At 40.9% G+C, this 21,009-nt stretch carries 17 protein-coding genes, 1 other RNA gene and 1 pseudogene; 16 read left to right on the top strand and 3 right to left on the bottom strand.

Translation table 11 applies throughout. The features are described from left to right. The first annotated feature begins 41 nt into the window (after positions 1–41). The 5 genes from G7Y32_RS06125 (at position 42) to G7Y32_RS06145 (ending at position 4,074) form a co-directional block, all read left to right on the top strand. Positions 42–566: an SLOG family protein gene (locus G7Y32_RS06125; RefSeq protein WP_165212058.1), complete on the top strand. Its 525-nt coding sequence runs from the start codon at positions 42–44 to the stop codon at positions 564–566. 91 nt (positions 567–657) lie between these two features. Next, on the top strand, positions 658–996 hold the full coding sequence (gene gpsB / locus G7Y32_RS06130) for a cell division regulator GpsB (protein ID WP_165212061.1): 339 nt from the start codon (positions 658–660) through the stop codon (positions 994–996). A gap of 13 nt (positions 997–1,009) precedes the next feature. Beyond that, an RNA gene (gene rnpB, locus G7Y32_RS06135) (RNase P RNA component class B) lies at positions 1,010–1,378 on the top strand. A 63-nt stretch (positions 1,379–1,441) separates the two neighbouring features. Then, positions 1,442–2,596 (top strand): THUMP domain-containing class I SAM-dependent RNA methyltransferase, encoded by a 1,155-nt coding sequence (locus G7Y32_RS06140; protein WP_165212064.1) that lies wholly within the window; start codon positions 1,442–1,444, stop codon positions 2,594–2,596. An 11-nt stretch (positions 2,597–2,607) separates the two neighbouring features. Then, positions 2,608–4,074: a cell division site-positioning protein MapZ family protein gene (locus tag G7Y32_RS06145; RefSeq protein WP_165212067.1), complete on the top strand. Its 1,467-nt coding sequence runs from the start codon at positions 2,608–2,610 to the stop codon at positions 4,072–4,074. Positions 4,075–4,561: 487 nt separating this feature from the next. Here G7Y32_RS06145 and G7Y32_RS06150 read toward each other — a convergent pair whose 3' ends face one another. Beyond that, a complete protein-coding gene (locus G7Y32_RS06150) occupies positions 4,562–5,044 on the bottom strand; it encodes an S-ribosylhomocysteine lyase (RefSeq protein ID WP_165212070.1) in 483 nt (160 codons plus the stop codon). A 350-nt stretch (positions 5,045–5,394) separates the two neighbouring features. Between G7Y32_RS06150 and G7Y32_RS06155 the strand changes: the two genes are divergently transcribed. From G7Y32_RS06155 to G7Y32_RS06180, 6 genes and pseudogenes are all read left to right on the top strand, one after another. Further along, the gene (locus G7Y32_RS06155; RefSeq protein ID WP_004226250.1) at positions 5,395–7,002 is read left to right on the top strand and encodes a ribonuclease Y; all 1,608 of its coding nucleotides are present in this window, start codon (positions 5,395–5,397) and stop codon (positions 7,000–7,002) included. 147 nt (positions 7,003–7,149) lie between these two features. After that, positions 7,150–7,602 carry a PTS sugar transporter subunit IIA gene (locus tag G7Y32_RS06160; RefSeq protein ID WP_165212073.1) on the top strand — a complete coding sequence of 151 codons (453 nt, stop codon included), beginning with the start codon at positions 7,150–7,152 and terminating at the stop codon, positions 7,600–7,602. Beyond that, on the top strand, positions 7,599–7,898 hold the full coding sequence (locus G7Y32_RS06165; RefSeq protein WP_165212076.1) for a PTS sugar transporter subunit IIB: 300 nt from the start codon (positions 7,599–7,601) through the stop codon (positions 7,896–7,898). The genes G7Y32_RS06160 and G7Y32_RS06165 overlap by 4 nt, the downstream gene beginning before the upstream one ends. A 15-nt stretch (positions 7,899–7,913) precedes the next feature. Then, positions 7,914–9,274, top strand: a pseudogene (gene ulaA / locus G7Y32_RS06170) (PTS ascorbate transporter subunit IIC). 126 nt (positions 9,275–9,400) lie between these two features. Then, positions 9,401–11,449 carry a BglG family transcription antiterminator gene (locus G7Y32_RS06175; RefSeq protein WP_165212079.1) on the top strand — a complete coding sequence of 683 codons (2,049 nt, stop codon included), beginning with the start codon at positions 9,401–9,403 and terminating at the stop codon, positions 11,447–11,449. A 690-nt stretch (positions 11,450–12,139) separates the two neighbouring features. Further along, the gene (locus G7Y32_RS06180; protein WP_165212082.1) at positions 12,140–12,418 is read left to right on the top strand and encodes a hypothetical protein; all 279 of its coding nucleotides are present in this window, start codon (positions 12,140–12,142) and stop codon (positions 12,416–12,418) included. Positions 12,419–12,926: 508 nt separating this feature from the next. Here the strand turns inward: G7Y32_RS06180 and G7Y32_RS06185 are convergent. Beyond that, entirely contained in the window at positions 12,927–13,202 is a 276-nt protein-coding gene (locus tag G7Y32_RS06185) for a helix-turn-helix domain-containing protein (RefSeq protein WP_004226907.1), read from the bottom strand. Then, the gene (locus tag G7Y32_RS06190) at positions 13,183–13,548 is read right to left on the bottom strand and encodes a type II toxin-antitoxin system RelE/ParE family toxin (protein WP_165212085.1); all 366 of its coding nucleotides are present in this window, start codon (positions 13,546–13,548) and stop codon (positions 13,183–13,185) included. The genes G7Y32_RS06185 and G7Y32_RS06190 overlap by 20 nt, the downstream gene beginning before the upstream one ends. Before the next feature lie 253 nt (positions 13,549–13,801). Between G7Y32_RS06190 and tkt the strand changes: the two genes are divergently transcribed. From tkt to G7Y32_RS06215, 5 genes are all read left to right on the top strand, one after another. Further along, complete coding sequence (gene tkt, locus G7Y32_RS06195) at positions 13,802–15,787, top strand: transketolase (RefSeq protein WP_165212088.1); 1,986 nt, start codon at positions 13,802–13,804, stop codon at positions 15,785–15,787. 392 nt (positions 15,788–16,179) lie between these two features. After that, a complete protein-coding gene (locus G7Y32_RS06200) occupies positions 16,180–16,944 on the top strand; it encodes an ABC transporter ATP-binding protein (RefSeq protein ID WP_165212091.1) in 765 nt (254 codons plus the stop codon). Beyond that, a complete protein-coding gene (locus G7Y32_RS06205; RefSeq protein WP_165212094.1) occupies positions 16,941–18,539 on the top strand; it encodes a hypothetical protein in 1,599 nt (532 codons plus the stop codon). Before G7Y32_RS06200 ends, G7Y32_RS06205 begins: the two co-directional genes overlap by 4 nt. A gap of 228 nt (positions 18,540–18,767) precedes the next feature. Then, positions 18,768–19,571, top strand: coding sequence for a glutamate 5-kinase (gene proB / locus G7Y32_RS06210; protein ID WP_165212097.1), 804 nt, complete (start codon positions 18,768–18,770; stop codon positions 19,569–19,571). A gap of 35 nt (positions 19,572–19,606) precedes the next feature. Beyond that, positions 19,607–20,857, top strand: coding sequence for a glutamate-5-semialdehyde dehydrogenase (locus G7Y32_RS06215; RefSeq protein WP_165212099.1), 1,251 nt, complete (start codon positions 19,607–19,609; stop codon positions 20,855–20,857). Positions 20,858–21,009 lie beyond the last annotated feature (152 nt).

Consider the following 21,009-nt stretch of genomic DNA (forward strand, 5'->3'; position numbering starts at 1 on the left):
GCCTTCCCATTATACCATAAAAATTTGAAGGAATACAGTCTATGACCTCAATTCTTGTAACGGGTTACCGTAATTTTGAACTGGGAATTTTTAAAGATGATGACCCTAAAATTGGGATTATCAAAAAAGCTATCAAACGGGCCATTTTACACTATTGTGATCAAGGCTTGGACTGGCTCATTTTTACAGGAAATCTGGGTTTTGAATTCTGGACTTTTGAAGTTGCTGAAGAGCTAAAGTCAGAATATCAGTTTCAAACGGCAGTGATTTTTCCTTTTCAAACGCATGGTCAAAATTGGAAGGAAAGCAATCAAGAAAAGCTGGCTCGTTTTAAGCAGGCTGATTTTGTGAAATATTCCTATGAGAGCTATCAAAATCCTAGCCAATTTAGAATTTACAATCAATTTTTGATTGATAATACTGATGGCGCCTATGTTTTTTATGATTCTGAAGCTGAAACGAACTTGAAATATTTTATCAAGCAAATGACCTCAAATAATCATTATTTTGTAGACTTCTTAACTTTCGAAAATTTAAATGAAATTTTGGAAGAGGATGAGTGGTAAAGACTTGATTTTTGATAGTTTTGTCTGTATAATTACTATTTGCTAGGGCTGTTAGCTCTGACAAAAATGACAGATAGGTATGGAGAAAAGAATGGCAAGTATTATTTTTAGTCCTAAGGACATTTATGAACAAGATTTTAAAACCAGTATGCGCGGCTATGACAAGAATGAAGTTGATGAATTTTTAGATGATGTCATCAAGGACTATGAGACTTATGCGGCTCAAATTGCAGCTTTGCGCAAGGAAAATGAAAAGTTAAAAGCTGATGCTAAAAAAGCTGCGGCTCAGCCTGCTAGTGTGACCCCATCGTACGGCAGTGATGGTCTTCGCACGGCTAGTGTGGCCTCGGCACAAGCTAGTAATATTGATCTTTTGAAGCGCGTTAGCCGCCTTGAAAAGGAAGTTTTCGGGAAACAATTGATGGACTAGAAGACAGTGTGCAATTTTTGGATAATCGCATGTCACTTTTTAGTTGATATGAGGAAAGTCCATGCTAGCACTGGCTGTGATGCCAGTAGTGTTTGTGCTAGGTGAAACAATAAGCCTAGGCATGTCTATTTGACATGACGGCGGACGACGGAGCTAAGTTCTTGGATATGTTCCCAGTCCTGAAAGTGCCACAGTGACGGAGTCCTTGAGGAAACTTAAGGAGTGGAACGCGGTAAACCCCTCAAGCTAGCAACCCAAATTTTGGTCGGGGCACGAGATGGCTGGAATCCGAACGGACCATCTTGACTGCGTAAGCGGTAGACAGATGATTATCGAAGGAGACAGCACCTAGTGTCTCTGGAACAAAACATGGCTTATAGAAAATTGCATAATAGGTTTAGGAGCTAGCTCAGGCTAGCTTTTATTGTATAAAAATAGGACAAATATGAAGCAAACATTTAATTTAATAGCAACAGCGGCAGCAGGACTCGAAGCAGTAGTTGGCCGTGAAATTAAAGATTTGGGAATTGAGCGCCAGGTTGAAAATGGCCGGGTGCGTTTTCAAGGAGATATCCGTACAATCGCGGAAACGAACCTCTGGCTGCGGGCAGCAGACCGCATTAAGATTGTCGTGGGGGAATTTCCGGCTCGGACCTTTGAAGAACTTTTTCAAGGGGTCTTTGCCTTGGATTGGGAAAACTACCTGCCTTTGGGAGCTAAGTTTCCAGTAGCTAAGGCCAAATGTGTCCGTTCCAAGCTCCATAATGAGCCTAGTGTTCAGGCTATTACTAAAAAAGCCATTGTTAAAAAATTGCAGAGCTATTTCCATCGTCCTGAAGGGGTTCCCCTGCAAGAAATTGGGGCTGAATTTAGGATAGAGGTATCGATTCATAAGGATCAGGCCATGGTCATGATTGATACAACAGGAGAAAGTCTTTTTAAACGGGGCTACCGAACTGATAAGGGCGGAGCTCCTATCAAAGAAAATATGGCAGCTGCTATCATTATGCTGTCCAACTGGTATCCTGATAAACCTTTTATCGATCCGACTTGCGGTTCGGGGACCTTCTGTATTGAAGCGGCCATGATCGGTATGAACATTGCACCAGGCTTTAATCGGGATTTTGCCTTTGAAGCTTGGCCCTGGGTTGATAAAGAGCTAGTTGAGGCTGTCCGTGATGAAGCAGACGGCAAAGCCAACTATGATATAGAGTTGGATATTATGGGGACAGATATTGATGCCCGCATGATTGAAGTTGCTAAAAATAATGCCTTAGAAGCAGGACTTGCAGATGTTATCAAATTGAAACAAATGCGCTTGCAAGACTTGAAAACAGATAAAATCAACGGCGTTATTATTTCTAATCCTCCTTATGGGGAGCGATTGCTTGATGACAAAGCGGTTGACATTCTGTATAATGAAATGGGTCAGACCTTTGCTTCACTTAGGACTTGGAGCAAGTTTATTTTGACCAGTGATGAAAATTTTGAACAAAAGTATGGGACAGCCGCTGATAAGAAACGCAAGCTCTATAACGGAACCTTGCGGGTTGATTTGTATCAATATTTTGGTCAGCGGGTTAAGCGATCAGAAATGTAGAGAGGACTTTTATGGCTAAGGAAAATGAGAATGGGAAGCTGGATTTTGAAGAAGCCAAGGATATGACAGTTCAAGAAGCTCTTCAAAAACACAAAGAAATTGAAGCCGGCGTCACTGATGATGATGGTGTTCTCGATAAATATATTAAGCAGCACCGTGATCAAGTGGTTGCTGAAAAGTATGAGGCACAGACGTCTGACTTTGAAAATATTGATACGTCATCTTTGGATAGTTTTATTCAAAAGCAGAGAGAGGAACTGGCCAATCAAGGTTTATTATCTAAGGAAGAGCCGGAAAGTCAAGCGCAAAATCAGGCTTCTGAAACAATAGCTGCCGACCAGAAGGACCCAGAATTCCTAGATGAAACCCGTGTCTTTGCCCCTGCCAAAGAAGGGGTGAAATCAGCAGATAAGACTGCTGAGGATGACCAGTCTATCAATGATGAAGACTATCTGGTTGAACCAGAAGAAAAGTCAGATGAGGATGAGGATTTCTTACCAGAAGAAGAACCCTCTAAAAAGAAAAAAGCAGGAATTGTAGCTGGCCTAGTGGCCATTTTAGTGGTCATTGTCGGGACTGGTTTTGGCTTGAATTATTGGAATAAGCAGTCAACGACAACGGTATCTTCTGGAGCTAGTACTAAAGGTAAAGATGCTGGCAAAACAGATTACAAAGCTTTTCAAAAGTCCTATAAGTCCTTCTTTATTGATGATAAACAGACCCAGTTGAAAAATAGTCAGTTCAGCCAGCTGGTTAATCTCAATAAGACTCTGAAAAAACTTGATGGTACGACTTATTATAAAGATGCCAAGTCAGATTATAGCAGTCTGAATAAGCAGATTACAGCGATCAAAACTGTCAATAAACTTTTTGACAAAGATATGATTGTTGATGGAAAGTTGGCTGCCGATGCTAAGGCCAAGAAGGATGCGGATTTTGATAGCCTGACTGATGATACTCTTAAAACTGGTAATAGCACACTTGATAAATTGATTCAAGAAGCTATTAAAAAGGGGAAGGAGCAGCAAAAAGCTAGTCAAACTCCTGCTTCCAGTTCATCTAGTCAGTCTGGTTCTGCTCCTGCTGATAATGGTGGTCAAAATACCAATACTGGCTCATCCAATAATGCTTCTATTCCTTCTGGTGGGAATATCCGTCAGTCTGGCATTACCAGCTATGACCCTTCCATTCTTCAACGAGATCGGAGCCGAGTTCCTTATAATGCAGATGCAGTTAAGGATGTCAATAATGCCGCTTGGATTTTTGGTGATGGTATCTTGGAAAAAGTTGTCTCAACGTCACAGTCACGTGGTTATTTCTCAGGTAATGACTATATTTTGGAGCCGGTTAATATTGTCAATGGTCATGGTTACTATAATATGTATAAGTCAGACGGCACCTATCTCTTTTCTATAAATGCTCAAACGGGTTACTTTGTTGGAAATGCTTCCGGCAATTCAGATAATCTTGATTTTTAAGTTTTTAAAAGAGAGTGGGACTCAATCGGTAAATCGTGATATAAATACGATTTTGATTTTCCTTGCTCTCCATTTTTATTTAGGCTTTAACCTCTGTTGTTCTTTAAGGTGGCGAGCGTTTGGCAGTCTATCTCCAGACTGCCAAAGTTCACTGGAGCATTTCATCCCATCTCCGCACAAGGCAAAGTTGATGTAGTGGGCAGATAAAGGCTTGTTTGGGGGACAAACGCTGTAACCCAAGAGGGAAATGCCAAGTAACAATTGACATGGGATTGGTTCTCATGGTCAATAACCTCCTCAAATACAATAAGAAAATGGCTCACAACAAAAACAGAGACTCACATCAAAAGTGAATCTCTGTTTTTTCTTTGACCTGAACTCTTTTTGTCTCAGACTCTTGTTTTTATACGATTAAAGCTAAAAAATCTGCTGGGTTTAAGCTATTCGCTAGGACTAGAAAGTATTCAGAACAAGACTTTACAACTGTTTAAACGGTGTGGCGCTCAAAAGCATTATCGGAAATTCCTTGGGAAAGGATAAGCTTGGCCCATTCTTTAGCTGAATGCAGGCTGTGATCTTTATAATTTCCACAGGATTCAATAGTTGTTCCCGGGACATCATCCCAGGTAATGCTAGTGGCGATTTCTTCCAGACTGGATTTAACGGCTTTAGCGATTTCTGTCGGATTTTGCTTGCCCCAGAAAATCATGTGAAAACCTGTACGACAACCAAAAGGAGAGCAGTCAATGAGACCATCGACGCGCTGGCGAATCAGTTTGGCTAGTAGGTGTTCAATAGTATGCAAACCTGCCGTATCAATAGCATTTTCGTTAGGCTGAACTAAACGAAGATCAAAGTTGGTGATCGTGTCTCCAGTAGGCCCTTGTTCTTCAGAGATTAAGCGAACATAAGGTGCTTTTACTATAGTATGATCCAGTTCAAAACTTTCTACAACAACATCTTTTGGCATGAGTTTACCTCGCTTTTAAAAGTTTTTATGCTCTTTGAAAATCAAAGCGATATATCGTTGACTGTGCCTTGCCGCATCTCAGTGTCATAAGCTAGATTTATCCTATCCCCAAAGGGCTTGTCTGCCCCGGCCTCTGGTCTGCGACTCATCGCCTAGTCTGATTTCCTTTGAGCATTACTAGACTTATCATACCATAAATGTTGGAAATAAACGGGAAATGGGCATCGAGGTTTGTAAAATACTGGTGTTGGGAGTTTGTTATGTAAGAAATATAATTGAGATATTCTTTAAAATATGCTAGACTTAAAGTTAGCCTTTTGGTAAAAAAGGTATTAGATTTGAGGTGAAACATGCTAGATATTATTTTAGCGATTGTTGCTATCCTCATTGGTTTAGGTATTGGTTATGGAGCCATGGTTGCTAAGACAAAAGCTGACCGTGAAGCTGCAGAACTAGCGCTTTTAAATGCCGAGCAAGAAGCTGTTACGATCCGTGAAAAAGCTCAAGATGACGCTGTTCATATTAAAAAAACAGCAGAATTGGATATGAAGGCTGAACGCAAGGAGCTACTTCTTGAGGCTAAGGAAGACGCCAGAAAATATCGTGAAGAAGTTGATAAAGAATTTAAGTCTGAAAAACAAGAGTTGAAGCAAATGGAGACTCGTTTGACTGAGCGTGCTTCAAGTCTTGATCGTAAAGATGAAAATTTATCAAGCAAGGAAAAAACACTTGATAGTAAAGAACAAAGTCTTTCTGATAAATCTAAACACATTGATGAGCGAGAAGCTAAGATCGCACAATTAGAAGAAGAAAAGCAGGCTGAGTTGCAACGAGTTGCCAATATGACCATTGCTGAGGCGCGTGATGTCATTTTGACGGAGACTGAAAATGATCTGAGTCAGGATATTGCCAGTCGGATTAAAGATGCTGATGATGAGGTCAAGCGGACAGTGGATAAAAGGGCTAAAAACTTATTAGCTCAGGCCATGCAACGCTTGGCTGGTGATTATGTCACTGAGCAGACCATTACGACAGTTCATCTGCCAGATGACAGTATGAAAGGGCGGATTATTGGACGCGAAGGTCGTAATATTCGGACTCTGGAAAGTCTAACTGGTATTGATATTATTATTGATGATACCCCAGAAGTTGTTGTTCTTTCTGGTTTTGATCCTATCCGCCGCGAGATTGCTCGTATGACTCTGGAGGCCTTGATTCAGGATGGACGCATTCATCCAGCTCGTATAGAGGAATTGGTTGAAAAGAACCGGCAGGAGATTGACAATCGTATCCGTGAGGCTGGTGAAGCGGCTGCTTATGAGATTGGTGCTCCTAATTTGCATCCTGACTTGATTAAAATTATGGGACGCTTACAGTACCGAACATCTTATGGACAAAATGTTCTGCGCCATTCGGTCGAGGTTGGTAAGCTGGCTGGTATTTTAGCTGGTGAAGTCGGTGAAAATGTTGCATTGGCTCGTAGGGCAGGTTTTCTCCATGATATGGGGAAGGCGCTTGATCGGGATATTGAAGGCAGTCACGTCGAAATTGGAACAGAATTTGCGCGTAAATACAGGGAGCACCCTGTGGTGGTTAATACGATTGCCAGCCACCATGGTGATGTAGAGCCAGAGAGCGTCATTGCTGTTCTGGTTGCTGCAGCTGACGCGCTCAGTTCAGCGCGTCCAGGAGCTCGGAATGAATCTATTGAGAACTATATTAAGCGTTTGCGCGATCTAGAAGATATTGCGTCCGGATTCGAGGGGGTTCAAAATAGTTTTGCTCTGCAGGCAGGACGTGAGATTCGTATTATGGTTCAGCCTCAGAAAATTTCTGATGATCAGGTAACTATTTTGGCTCACAAAGTTCGTAAAAAAATTGAAGATAATTTGGATTACCCCGGCAATATCAAGGTAACAGTTATCCGTGAACTGCGTGCCATTGATTATGCCAAATAAAAGTTATAAAGTCGCTAGGCAACTTAGCGGCTTTTTTAGTGCACTTTTTGTTAGCGGCCGTGACAGAAGTTGTACCCAAAAAACATTGAAACGCTTACATTTCTTGCTTATAATGATGGTAACAAGGAAATAAGGAAGGAGGCTCGTATGATATCGCGATTCTTAACTCAGGATTGTGTACGCTTTTCTGATAGAAAAATATCTTGGGAAGATGCAATAAGCTTGTCTGCCCAGCCGCTGCTTGATCAAGGTAAAATTGACGAAGTTTACATTGAGGCAATGATCAATAAGGTAAAAGAGTTTGGTCCTTTTATTAATTTAGGGCAGGGAGTGGCTCTCCCACATGCCCGGCCGGAGGAAGGTGTCAAGGATTTTGGAATGTCAGTTTTAAAATTGCAAGAGCCGGTGTTTTTATTGAATGATGAACAGCAAAAAGTAGATTTACTTTTTTGTTTAGCGGCTAATGATAATAACAATCACTTAGAAGCTTTGTCCTCTTTAACGAAACTTTTATCCAATAAGCAAACTTTGAAGCAGTTAAAAGAAGCCAAGACTAGCCAAGAATTTATTACTATTATAAAGATGGAGGAAGGATCATGAAAATTTATGCCGTATGTCAAAGTGGTTTAGGAACCAGTTTTATGGTTCAAATGAATATTGAAGCAGCTTTAGAAGCAGCTGGGGTTGATAAGAGTGATTTCCAGGTTGATCATGCTGATTCCGGCAGTATCAGCGGAGATATGGCAGATTATTTCTTTGCAGAAAAGACTTTAGTGCCAGCTTTAAATAATCTACCAGATGAAAAAATAATCCCTCTGGATTCCATTATTGATGCTGACGAAATCACTCAGAAAGTCAAAGAGCTCTTAGATAAGAATAATATTTCACATACTTAGATGGGAGATGGTAATATGGCAGGAATTCTCAATCTATTTGTTTCAATCGTAACGCAGCCGGCTATTTTAGTTGCCTTGATTGCTTTAATTGGTTTGGTTTTGCAAAAGAAGAAGATTTCTGATATTGTTTCGGGAACGATTAAAACAGCTGTCGGTTTCCTTGTTTTGACAGGCGGAGCAGGCATTCTTCAATCGGCATTGGAGCCTTTTGCGAAGATGTTTCAAGTTGCTCTTCATGCTCAAGGGGTCGTTCCGAGTAATGAAGCTGTTGTTGCTATCGCCTTAAAAGACTATGGTAGCCAGACTGCTTTGATTATGCTGGTAGGGATGATCGTCAATATATTATTAGCTCGTTTTACAAGGTTTAAATATATCTGACGGGTCAAGCAATGATGTATGTTTCCTGTATTACAGCTGTCATTCTGATTAGCTCCGGCATGAAGGCCAGTCCTCTGATGATTATTTTAGGAGGCATTTTTGAAGGGACGCTTTTAACGATTACCCCTGCTCTTTGTCAGCCCTTTATGAGAAAAATAACTGGTAATGATAAGGTCGCAATGGGTCACACTGGTAATATTGGCTATGCGGCCTCTGGCTGGATTGGAAAATTTTTTGGCGATGAAACAAAGTCAACAGAAGATTTAAATGTTCCATCATCATTTGGTTTTTTGAGGGACTCGACAGTTTCTATTATGATTTTGATGAGCTTAGTTTACCTTGCATTGACCTTCTTTACAGGACTTGGTTACGTGGAAAATAAATTAAGTGACGGAACCAGTGCTATCGTCTTTGCTCTTGTTCAAGCCGGAACTTTTACAGCTGGCTTTGTCGTTGTTCTTCAAGGTGTTCGGATGGTTTTGGCTGAAATTGTTCCAGCCTTTCAAGGAATCGCTAAAAAGTGGGTTCCTGATTCTAAGCCAGCTTTGGATGTTCCGATTATTTTCTCGTATGCTCCAAATGCTGTGCTGATTGGCTTTTTCGTTAGCTTTATCGTTGGTACCCTATCGATGTTTGTCATGATTGCTCTTCATACGACAGTGATCATTCCGGGGGTTGTCGGGCACTTCTTCTGTGGAGCAGCAGCGGGTATCTATGGGAATGCTACAGGAGGCCGGCGAGGAGCTGTCTTAGGTTCGGCAGTCAATAGTCTCTTACTCAGCTGGTTGCCCCTAACTATTTTGCCGCTTCTAGGCTCTTTAAAATTGGCGGCTTCAACCTTTGCTGATACGGACTACTTAATTCCAGGATGGATTTTAGGTACGTTGGGTCAAGCCGGTTCTGTAGTCTTGGTAGCCAGTATTATTGCTTTTGTACTACTTGTTATCATGGCTAGTTTTCTTCTGGGAAGGAAGGCAAGAGCTGTCAGCGGTGAATGATAAACAAACTATCGTCCCACCACTTCGGGCGATAGTTTTTGATTTTGAAATAATGTGTCAGTATGTTAGAGTGATTATACTAACTAGTACTAATCATTGTCTTGCATCAAAGGTTGGAGGGAAAGTATGCTTGATAAGCGGTTAAGAGATCTGGCTAATTTTTTTATCAGGGAGAGACGAAGTAGCCTAGCTGTCTTAGAAAATTATTTAGACCTGTCGCATCGGCAAATTACGTACGTACTAGATCGATTAAATGAACTCTTTCGAGAAAATCAGATTTCACCGATTTCTTATCTGGGACGGGAGCTCGAACTCACCGATAAGCAGTTGGATTTCCTGTCGCAGCTGCTCACTACCTCTCAAATGAAGAATTATATAATGAATAATGGAGAGAGGCAGAAGTTTCTTTATTTGATGCTAGTTGCCGTTGATTTGGACTATATTTCCTTAGCAGATATTGTGGATGACTTACGGGTTAGCAAGACAACTGCTCTGGCTGATTTGAAAAATTTGGAAAAGTGTTTAAAGGTCAAGGGTATCACTCTAGCCTATTCTAGGGATAAAGGCTACCATCTCTTGGGGGATGAATTAGTGTTGAGAAATCTGCTTTTTGAATGGTTAACAAAAGATATTGAAGAAGATAATAGTATTATCTACGATGTCTACATGTCAAGATTTAAGACTGAGAACGTTGAAACTCTTGTCCAAAAAATCCGTTTATTGAAGCAGTCCTATCATCTCCGTCTAGTAGAAAGCCGGATGGTTGAGCTAGCCTATTTTATTGTTTTAATTTTAAATCGTTTAAGAGGGGGATTCTATCAAGGAACCGATTTTTCAGAGATTGCGCTCTCAGATTTTGAAGAGTATCATTTTGTTCAAGCCTTACTAAAAAGTCTAGATGTAAAAAGTCCTAAAGAAAGTTCCTTTTTATCCGCTTTGGTTTTGGGGGAATCAGTAGGCGATATTCATTTTAATTCACCAGATAGGGCGAAAATTTTAGAACTGACAGAGGCAATGGTCACTCATTTTCAGATCTTATCTGGGATTCATTTTATGGAATGGTCCGATATCGTAGGGCAAATCTATAGCCATTTAAGGCCAACTTATTATCGTTTACTGTTTCATCTGCCCATCAACAATATATTGGTTGATAAGGTAAAGTCAGAATATCCTAGTATTTTTTATCTCGTTGAAAGAGCCTTGCAAGAGACAGACGGTTTAAAAATGTTTGTGGTCCCAGATGAAGAATTGGCCTTTTTGACGATGCACTTTGCTTCCATCTTGACGAAGAATCAGCGAAAGACTCATCATCGTTCAATCAGAGCGCTGGTTGTCTGTACGAATGGTGTGGGCAGTTCGGCCATCCTGTTTGAAAAATTAGACCATTTATTTACTGAAATGGGTTTGCTGGGACCGATGGACATGGAGACAATGATGACCGTGGCTGATGGTGATTTTGATATTATTTTTTCTACGGCCAGTAATGCTTCGATTTATCACATGCATAAGCCTGTTTTCATTGTTAACCCTGTCATGACTGCCGATGAAGAGTATCGTCTGGTCAAGCGGGTTTATGAGACTGTAGGAAATTCTTATTTTAGGCTACCGAGTGTAGATGATTTGATGGCGATTATCGAAAAATATGCGATCGTTCACAACAAAACATCTTTGCGACAGGAATTGTTTCAATATCTTTCTCCTCAGCTAGGAGATAGCAAGCTTCTTTCTGAAAAACTAGGTTTAAATGACGTCTTAAAACAGGAGTTCGTTCTTGTTCTTGAAAATGTATCCAATTTGCATGAGGCGGTTGAGAGAGTGGCTCAGCCATTAGCGGAAAAAAATATTATCGAAGTGAGTTACATTAATCAGGTTTTAGAAAATCTGGATCGAAACTTGCAAAATTTTTTAATCGCTCCGGGAGTCTTATTGCCCCATGCTTATCCTAATGGTGTTAATGCTATAGGGGTAGGTTTAGCTACGTTGCCAAAGCCACTTGAGACAGCTTTGGGTCAGATTAGCCTGATTATTTTTCTGGCTGCTGTGGATAATGAAAGCCATCTGCAGGTTATGAAGGATCTACTTAAGCTTCTTTCAAATCGACCACTTGTCGATGAGTTGAAAAGGTCAACTTCTCAGGAAAAAAATTATCACTTACTTCAAAAGTCTCTCGAGTAAACATAGCTGATTTTAGGTTAGCCAATCAATGTTATTAAGTTTGGTAAGTCCTGGATTTTATGAACCATCTGAGTGTGGGAGATTTCATCGTCTCAGTACTCAGATGTTTTTTTATAAGCACGACACAACAATATTCGCTTGAGAAATTTTAGTGATAAGGGCTCGAGAAAGCTCATAAAAGTCTCAGACTTGCATGCTATCTTTGGAAAAAGGCTGTAATAGAGACCCGACAGGATTTGACTGAGAAGTTCCTTAGGTAAGAGGCTTCTACTCATGCTAAGGAAGGTGGAACTTATGAACGGTATCTTAAAAATTGGGCGGAAAGTCTAATACTTGAGGTATTTTTGGGGTATTTATTAAACTACTGAGGATTTTCACTAGAAATACTTTATAAGATAACAGTGATTTTAAGGGGCATTGCAAACTATTTTTAAGCACGTGAGAGCTTCAGCTGATGTTCCGTCTAGTTTCTATGAGATCGGTTGACAAGGGTATCAGGATAGGTGAGAAAGTAACTTTTGTTATCTGGAATAAATGAAAATGAAAAATAAAGAACTTTTTTAAGCTTGTAATGGTTAGTTTGAAATTTCATTAAATCAAACTCAACTGTATTTTCATCTGAAACTAATTATGTTAAGCTAAATCTCGTTAAGTAAAAGTGCTTAACAAAAAATAAAAGGAGAATTTCTTATGAACACATTTGCATTTAATGATTTTGAAACAGTAGGATTGGTTGACTTAGCCGCCGTAGAAGGTGGTGACTTTGGTGATTTCCTAGAAGCAACTGGTGAGGGAGCTCTTATCGGAGGCGTAGGAGGAGCTGTCTCAGGCGGTGTTGCTGGTGGTATTAGTGGAAGTATTGTACCTGGTGCAGGAAATGGTGTCGGAGCTGTCGGCGGAGCCGCTATTGGAGGCGTCTCTGGTTTTGTTGGAGGAGCCGTTACTGGTGCCTTAAATTATTTATTTTAATTAATATCAGATATAAAAAGCACTTCTGTTAATCTCCTAGATACAGGGGTGTTTTTTGATGTTTGGAAAAATCTTATTCATTGACGCTAGTTAGTCTTGAGGTGGAGGAGCGATCATTGCAGATGCTTGGGGTGTTGATAAGCGTATTGGAACAGTCGTTGGTGGTATTATAGGAGGACAAGCAGGAGGCGCTCTAGGTGCTCTCGGTGGATTAGCTATTCCTGAGCCTTAATCATTAAAAAGTTCGATTTAAAATTTGAGCCAATCCTCTATGTTAGTGAGGGTTGGCTTTTTAATTGCATGGACTTTCAGTCTTTGCGATATTTTCAGAGCGATTTGGTTTAAATAAAATAAAAATAGGACAAGACGAGAAATCGTAGACAGTACTGAAGTACGGCAAGGTGAAGTCAGCGATGATTTATTTTGATTTTTAAAGAGTATTAGTCTAGGGCTTTTCTCTTCCCTATGCGTGACAGACAAAAAAAGACCGTCATGGTCTTTTTTGTTTCTATGAGTAATTGATAGTTAATTCCTTTCCTAATGCTAATGCAATTTTTGATAATGTATCAATGCTGGTGTTTGCTCCGCGTTCTATCCGTGCTATTGTTGATTGTGGCACATGGGCCAGTTCTGCCAGTTCTCGCTGGCTATATCCTTGTGCTTCCCTTGCAAGCATAAGAGCTACGGCGTTATCCATCCTCTTTTTTTCTTGTAAATATTTTTTTTGGAACTTTTCGTCTTTGAGTTGTTCTGCTAAAAAATCATCAAATTTCACGGTTGTCATTTTTCTTTTTCTCCCTTTCTTCAAATTCTATTTTGAGTTGCTTAGCATGTTGGATCTCACTTTTTGGAGTCTTTTGAGTTTTCTTAGTGAAACCATGTGTAATTATATAACGGTCGCCTACGACGTGAAAGTATAAGGCGCGTTGAATATTACTAGAAACTTTTGAGCGTATTTCAAAAATTTCACTATCTAATCGTTTGACCCACTCCATTTTTTGAGAGATAAGTAAACCATAAGCATAAGATTGAATTTGATCAATAATCGTTAGTAACTTATTCTTATCTTTTTGCGGCAATCCTTCTAAAAAATCTAGAAATTCGTTTCTTCCATTAGGCCTAACGTACAACTCGAACTTGGGCTTTTTCGTGCACTGATTATATCATATATGCGTTCAAAATAACAATAAAAGCATTCAAAAAAGATTGAATCACTTCCACTTATAAGAATAATCCTTAAATCTAGGGTGAAATGAGAAGCTCATATAACCTTACTGTCTTTTACAACTTTTTATAACCGTTTTCAGAATATCTGATTTATTTATGATACAATAGCAAATGTAGGTTCTTATTTACTTTTTATATAGAAAGGTCGTTCCAGTCATGTCGTTTGATAATATTGATCAATTGGCGGTCAATACCGTCCGTTCACTATCGATTGAAGCTATCCAAGCAGCTAATTCGGGTCACCCTGGTCTGCCAATGGGGGCTGCACCAATGGCTTATGTTTTGTGGAATCGCGTGATGAATGTTAATCCTAAGACCAGCCGTTCATGGAGCAATCGCGACCGCTTTGTTTTATCTGCTGGTCACGGTAGCGCCCTACTCTACAGTCTCTTGCACTTATCCGGTTATGCTGTCAGCATGGATGATCTGAAAAATTTCCGACAATGGGGTTCTAAGACACCAGGCCATCCAGAAGTCAATCATACAGATGGCGTAGAGGCAACGACAGGTCCGCTAGGTCAGGGCATTGCTAACGCTGTTGGTATGGCCATGGCAGAAGCGCATTTGGCTGCTAAATTTAATAAGCCTGATTTTGACATTGTTGATCATTACACCTATGCTCTTAATGGTGATGGCTGTCTGATGGAAGGGGTTAGTCAGGAAGCTGCAAGTTTGGCTGGTCACCTCAAGTTAGGCAAGCTAATCTTGCTCTATGATTCCAATGATATTTCCTTGGATGGCCCAACTTCAATGGCCTTTACCGAAGACATTAAGGGCAAATTTGAAGCTTACGGCTGGCAGCATATTTTAGTTAAAGATGGCAATGATTTGGAAGCTATTGAGGCAGCCCTCGAGGCGGCTAAGGCTGAAAAAGATAAACCATCGATTATTGAAGTTAAGACTGTCATCGGTTTCGGGGCGGAAAAGCAAGGAACGTCTGCTGTCCATGGTGCTCCGTTGGGTCAAGAAGGCGTTGACTATGCCAAGAAGGCTTGGGGCTATGATTATCCTGCCTTTACAGTACCGGACGAAGTTAAACGACGTTTTGAAATTGGAATCCAATTCCGTGGGGAAGCGGCAGAAAATGCTTGGGATACTATGTTCCATGAGTACGAAAAGGCTTACCCTGAACTGGCGGCTGAGTATAAGGCAGCTTTTGCCGATCAGCCAGAGTCCGTTGAGCTGGAAGCTCATGAGCTTGGAACGGCTGTAGCCAGTCGGGTTTCTAGTCAGGCTGCTATCCAGCAAATCTCAGCGCAGCTTCCTAATTTCTGGGGCGGTTCAGCTGATTTATCAGCTTCTAACAATACCATGGTTAAGGCTGAAACTGATTTTCAGGCAGATAACTATGCTGGTCGGAACATCTGGTTTGGTGTACGGGAATTTGCTATGGCAGCGGCTATGAATGGGATTGCTCTGCATGGTGGTACGCGTGTCTACGGTGGTACCTTCTTCGTTTTCTCAAATTACCTCCTACCAGCTGTTCGGATGGCTGCTTTGCAAAACTTGCCAGCAATTTATGTGATGACGCATGATTCAGTTGCTGTTGGGGAAGATGGTCCTACTCACGAGCCTGTTGAACAATTGGCTAGTGTTCGTTCTATGCCTAATCTCAATGTTATTCGTCCAGCTGATGGTAACGAAACCAATGCGGCTTGGCAGAGGGCTTTGGCTGAAACTGACCGCCCAACCATGTTAGTTCTGACCCGTCAAGGCTTGCCTGTTTTAGAAGGTACCAAAGAAAAGGCGGCAGATGGTGTCAACAAGGGAGCCTATGTTCTTTCAGAAGCCAAGGGTGATTTGGATGGTATCATTATTGCGACCGGTTCTGAAGTGAAGTTGGCTTTGGATACACAGGCTGCTCTGGAAGCTCAAGGTACTTATGTTCGGGTTGTTTCTATGCCAGCTCAAAATATTTTTGACGAGCAAGACGCCACTTACAAGGAAAGTGTTCTGCCTGCGGCTGTAACCAAGCGTTTGGCGATTGAAGCTGGTTCTAGCTTCGGATGGGGCAAATATGTCGGTCTAGCAGGTAAGACCTTGACCATTGATACTTGGGGAGCTTCGGCACCGGGAGGTAAGATCTTTGAAGAGTATGGCTTCACCGTTGATCATGCGACTGCTCTCTACAACTCTCTTTAATCATTGAGGCATTAAGCTCATCTTAGGGTGAGCTTTTTATATTGAGAGGAACGCCTATAAGTTGTGAAGTTGATACTTTTAATAACATGATGGCTCTGTAAGCTTTTGGCTGTTTGGCTCTCTCTTTTGATGAACGAGTTGAAATCAAATCTTTGTCATTTTTGATCTTGTTTCACTCGTATTTGTGCTATTGCGCGACTTTTGAAGTTTTCTGCTTTGCTTTCTGGTGAATTGGCATTGACAAGACTTAGTAAATCCCTTACAATGGCTTTGTAATATACTTATAGTACAATATTTGATGTATAAAGGTATTGTTATTCTGATTTTGGAAAAGGCCAGTCCTGCTTGGATTGGCGGAAAGGCGCTCTGCTTTTCCTTGTAGGAGGTAATTTATGATTGAATTTCAGCACGTTTCGAAACTATACGGTGATAAAGAAGCGCTCAGTGATCTCAATTTGACCATCAATAATGGTGAAATTTTTGGTTTAATTGGCCATAATGGGGCTGGGAAAACGACGACGATTTCCATCTTGACGTCGATTATCGAAGCAACTTATGGCGATGTGGTGGTTGATGGTCAGGTCTTGTCCGCTAATCGGGATGCCATTAAAAAGAAAATTGGTTATGTTCCCGATTCTCCTGATATTTTCCTCAATCTATCAGCTAGTGAATATTGGCATTTTCTAGGGAAAATCTATGGTGTGGCAGACAGTCAAGTTGACCAGCGGATCGCGGATTTGACTAAAGTCTTTGACCTGACCCAGCAGCAAGATGATATTATTGACAGCTTTTCCCACGGGATGCGACAAAAGGTTATCGTTATAGGAGCCTTGGTGGTCAATCCAGATATTTGGATTTTGGATGAACCCTTGACCGGACTTGATCCTCAAGCCTCTTATGACCTCAAGGAAATGATGAAACAGCACGCTCAGGCAGGCAATACAGTTCTTTTTTCCACCCATGTCTTGCAAGTGGCAGAGCAGCTCTGTAACCGCATTGGTATTCTCAAACAAGGGAAACTGATTTTTGTTGGTACACTTGAAGAACTCAAGGCCAATCATCCTGAAAAAGATTTGGAAACTATCTATCTGGAGATGGCCGGTCGGAATGCTGAAGAAGCAGATTCTTCTCTTGATAATGAGGAGGCAAGTCTATGAGTTGGTCCAATATTTGGGAACTGATAAAGATCAATATTCTTTATTCCAATCCGCAAAATTTGTCTCAGATAAAGAAAAAGCGCGAGAAGAATCCTGGTAAAAATATCACAGCTTATAAGAGTGTCATTAGACAGCAAGTGATTTTAATGGCAATGATGACAGTTCTTTTTGCCTTTACTTTCGCTTTTTATGATTTTAAGACTTATCCTGGTCTATTCTCTCAGTATTTTGCAGCTTTCTTCTGTATGTCAGTCATGAATGGTTTGGGAGCTATGTTCTCTATTTTTTACAGAAGTAATGATTTGAAACTTTATGCTCATCTACCATTAAGCCCTAAAGATATTTATCTGGCTAAGATTTTTTCTACTCTGGGTCTGGTTGGGACTTTTCTTTTACCAATTCTGCCTTTATTAATTTGTCTTACTTGGCAACTTTATGGGCCTGTAGGGCTTATTCCAGCCATAATTCTCTTTATTCTAGCAAGTATCTCAAGTCTTACTCTTGGTCTAGTTCTCAACCATTTGATTGGTCGTGTAGCTATTAAGAGTTCTCATGGTAAGCTTTTTTCAACTATTCTTTTGACCATAACCTCAATTAGTGCAGTAGCTATTTGGTTTTGGGCAAATAGTCAATCAACGGCTTTACGGGAAGGAAAAAAGGTAGTTGTTTCTATCCCACAAATACCTGTGTTTAGAGGCTATAATGACATTTTAACCCATCCTCTTAGTTTGCCTACTGTCCTTAATTTTGTCCTCCCTTTAGTCTTTGTTCTTATCTGTTTGGTTTGGTTGATAAAGAAAATGTATCCTCGTTACTACCAAGAAACTCTTTTTGCTAATCCAAATCAGGGGCGTACTAAGCGACGTGATAGCGGTCAGTCAAGAAGTCTAAATCAATTCTGGTTTCGCCACCATCTTTCTACACTACAAGATGGTACTCTGATTACTCAGGCTTTCCTTATGCCTCTGATTTTCCCTTTTGCCTTTGGGGCTAGTGCTTTGTCAAACGTTTCTGTTTTATCAAATGTTTCTGGCGTTTATTTTGGAGTTCCTTGGGTGATTGGTTTAGCTTTGGGCGCTTTAATTTCAATGCCCTCAACATTTCTGGCTGTCGGGATATCTTTGGAAAAGACAAACTATTTCATCATAAAGAGTTTACCTGTTAATTTTAAGGGTTTCTTGAAGCAAAAGTTTGCTATCTTAGCGATTGCTCAGTTAGCTCCTCTTTTATTGGTTTACTTAGTGATAGGTCTGCTAGTTCATATTAATTTAGTCAATCTCTTAGCTCTTTTATTCGGGTTTACTTTATCATCTTTGGTCTTTGGGCAGTATATGTATCGCAGAGATTATCACAATCTTGTTCTTAATTGGCAGGATCTCACCCAATTGATTAATCGGGGCGGTGGTCAATGGTTTATTTTTGGAATAATGCTAGCTAGTTTGCTAGTTGGGGGAGTCGCTACTGTTATTACAATTATTTTAATTTACTTCTTAGGTGGACTAACTGCTGGTTTAGTCGTCGTTGGATTCAGCCTCCTCATCTTTGCTTTTCTTCAATACCGAATCAACCGCACTTTCTGGAAACAGTTGGATTAAAGTGTATTTTTTCAAGTCGTACTATTGCATGTCGATAAAACGGGAATTATTGATTCACTTTGCTAGGTATGTGATAGGGTCAAAATAATTTTTTGTCTGTTTAACAAAAGAGTGAAAGGGCTCATTGGACTATTTCAGCCTGTTATCTTGAAATTTGGGAGTGAGGGAAGCCTAATTCTTTGAATTTATGACTTCTTTCCCACTCCCTTTTAGTGTATAATTAATGGTATGAAACGTAATTTTACAGGCGTAAAGCGACTGGTTATCAAGGTAGGAACCAGCTCGCTTGTTTTGCCTAATGGAAAAATTAATCTCAATAAAATTGATCAGTTGGCTTTTGTCATTTCTGACTTGATGAATCAAGGCAAGGAAGTTATCTTGGTGTCTTCGGGAGCGATGGGGTTTGGACTCAATGTTTTGGGCAGGGATAAAAGACCAGCGGAAATCGCTCAGCAACAGGCAGTTTCAAGTGTCGGTCAGGTGGCCATGATGAGCCTTTACTCTCAGGTCTTTTCTCACTACCAAACCACGGTTAGTCAGCTCTTGATAACGCGGGATGTGGTGGTCTATCCGGAGAGTCTGGATAACTTTACCAATGCTTTTGAGTCCTTAATTAAGATGGGCATTGTTCCAATTGTCAATGAAAATGATGCTGTCAGTATTGAAGAGATGGATCACCAGACCAAGTTTGGCGATAATGACCGTCTCTCTGCTATCGTTGCCAACATCACCCATGCCGATTTGTTAGTCATGCTTTCGGATATTGACGGTCTTTTCAACAAGAATCCTAATATTTATGAAGATGCGGTCTTGCGAGACCGAGTGACGGAAATTACTGATGACATCCTTGCTTCTGCCGGCGGAGCTGGTAGTAAATTTGGTACGGGAGGCATGCTCAGTAAGGTGCAGTCGGCCCAGATTGTTTTTGAAAATAAGGGTCAGATGGTTCTGATGAATGGTGAGAATCCTCGGGATATTTTACGGCTCTTGGCTGGCGAGAAATTAGGTACTTGGTTTAAGCAGGAGTACTGACTATTAGCCTAAGGAATTTTGGAAGGGGGCAGTCTATGACAGTCATTGAAGATTTAGGAAAGAGGGCTAGGCAGGCCAGTCGGGACTTGCTGTCCTTGAGTACCGCTGAAAAAAATCAAGTCCTTGGGGCCTCAGCTCAAGCCTTGCTGCAAGCAGAAGAAACTATTTTAGCTGAAAATGCTAAAGATTTAGCTTTAGCCAAGGAACATGGTATCAGTGCAGTTATGGAGGATCGCCTGCGCTTAACGGCTGACCGTATTGAAGCGATGGCAGAAGGGCTGCGTCAAGTAGCTGATTTGCAGGATCCTATCGGTCAGGTTGTTCAAGGTTTTACCAATAGGGATGGTTTAAAAATTGTTCAGAAGCGGGTGCCTATGGGTGTGATTGGGATGATTTTTGAAAGTCGTCCTAATGTCTCTGTCGATGCGTTTAGTCTAGCTTTTAAAACAAATAATGCCATTATCTTGCGAGGCGGCCGCGATGCTATTCATTCTAATAAAGTTTTGGTTGATGTGCTTCGCCAGACCTTGAGAGAAGCGGGGCTAAACCCTGATATCGTTCAACTCATTGAAGATACCAGCCATGCTGTAGCTGAGGAACTGATGCAGGCAACTGAATATTTGGACTTGCTGATTCCTCGTGGTGGTGCTCGTTTGATTCAGACGGTTAAAGATAAGGCCAAAGTGCCTGTGATTGAAACTGGCGTCGGCAATGTCCATATCTATGTCGATCAGACAGCTGACCTAGATATGTCGACTAAGATTGTTCTCAATGCTAAGACCCAGCGTCCTAGTGTCTGTAATGCTGCAGAAAGTCTGGTCGTTCACCAAGCTGTAGCAAATGAATTTCTTCCTAAGTTAGCCTTAGCCATTAAGGAAGTTCATCCTGTCGAATTTCGGGCAGATGACAGAGCTCTTGCTCTGCTGCCGGAGGCAGTTCCTGCTCAACCTGAAGATTTTGCGACGGAATTTTTGGACTATATTCTATCGGTTAAGATTGTCGATAGCTTAGAGGAAGCTATCGATTGGGTCAATACCTACACTACCCATCACTCAGAAAGTATTATTACTCAGGACATCGCAGCTGCTGACGCTTTTCAGGAACAGGTTGATGCTGCAGCGGTCTATGTCAATGCCTCAACCCGCTTCACCGATGGTTTTGTCTTTGGGCTGGGAGCTGAGATTGGTATTTCTACCCAGAAGATGCATGCGCGTGGTCCTATGGGGCTTGAAGCTTTGACCTCAACTAAGTTCTATATCAACGGTCAAGGCCAAATCAGGGAATAAGCTAGTTTATTAGAGAGTGGGACTCAATCAGTAAATCGTAATAAAATCACGATTTTGATTTTCTGCGTTTTCTTGTTTTAAGGCTCAGAGTTCGGTCACCCTCCTGTTTTTAGGTAACAGGCTTTGGCAATTATCCCCAGACTGTCAAAGTC

Source organism: Streptococcus tangpeifui, assembly GCF_011038795.1.
In the GTDB taxonomy this organism is placed as follows: Bacteria; Bacillota; Bacilli; order Lactobacillales; family Streptococcaceae; genus Streptococcus; species Streptococcus tangpeifui.

What these genes read in the sequence shown, in the direction of transcription:
- G7Y32_RS06150 (WP_165212070.1), bottom strand. Translation starts at nt 5,044, where the DNA reads ATGCCAAAAGATGTTGTTGTAGAAAGTTTTGAACTGGATCATACTATA.
- G7Y32_RS06140 (WP_165212064.1), top strand. Translation starts at nt 1,442, where the DNA reads ATGAAGCAAACATTTAATTTAATAGCAACAGCGGCAGCAGGACTCGAA.
- tkt (WP_165212088.1), top strand. Translation starts at nt 13,802, where the DNA reads ATGTCGTTTGATAATATTGATCAATTGGCGGTCAATACCGTCCGTTCA.
- G7Y32_RS06165 (WP_165212076.1), top strand. Translation starts at nt 7,599, where the DNA reads ATGAAAATTTATGCCGTATGTCAAAGTGGTTTAGGAACCAGTTTTATG.
- G7Y32_RS06160 (WP_165212073.1), top strand. Translation starts at nt 7,150, where the DNA reads ATGATATCGCGATTCTTAACTCAGGATTGTGTACGCTTTTCTGATAGA.
- gpsB (WP_165212061.1), top strand. Translation starts at nt 658, where the DNA reads ATGGCAAGTATTATTTTTAGTCCTAAGGACATTTATGAACAAGATTTT.
- proB (WP_165212097.1), top strand. Translation starts at nt 18,768, where the DNA reads ATGAAACGTAATTTTACAGGCGTAAAGCGACTGGTTATCAAGGTAGGA.
- G7Y32_RS06215 (WP_165212099.1), top strand. Translation starts at nt 19,607, where the DNA reads ATGACAGTCATTGAAGATTTAGGAAAGAGGGCTAGGCAGGCCAGTCGG.
- G7Y32_RS06200 (WP_165212091.1), top strand. Translation starts at nt 16,180, where the DNA reads ATGATTGAATTTCAGCACGTTTCGAAACTATACGGTGATAAAGAAGCG.
- G7Y32_RS06155 (WP_004226250.1), top strand. Translation starts at nt 5,395, where the DNA reads ATGCTAGATATTATTTTAGCGATTGTTGCTATCCTCATTGGTTTAGGT.
- G7Y32_RS06185 (WP_004226907.1), bottom strand. Translation starts at nt 13,202, where the DNA reads ATGACAACCGTGAAATTTGATGATTTTTTAGCAGAACAACTCAAAGAC.
- G7Y32_RS06180 (WP_165212082.1), top strand. Translation starts at nt 12,140, where the DNA reads ATGAACACATTTGCATTTAATGATTTTGAAACAGTAGGATTGGTTGAC.
- G7Y32_RS06145 (WP_165212067.1), top strand. Translation starts at nt 2,608, where the DNA reads ATGGCTAAGGAAAATGAGAATGGGAAGCTGGATTTTGAAGAAGCCAAG.
- G7Y32_RS06125 (WP_165212058.1), top strand. Translation starts at nt 42, where the DNA reads ATGACCTCAATTCTTGTAACGGGTTACCGTAATTTTGAACTGGGAATT.
- G7Y32_RS06205 (WP_165212094.1), top strand. Translation starts at nt 16,941, where the DNA reads ATGAGTTGGTCCAATATTTGGGAACTGATAAAGATCAATATTCTTTAT.
- G7Y32_RS06175 (WP_165212079.1), top strand. Translation starts at nt 9,401, where the DNA reads ATGCTTGATAAGCGGTTAAGAGATCTGGCTAATTTTTTTATCAGGGAG.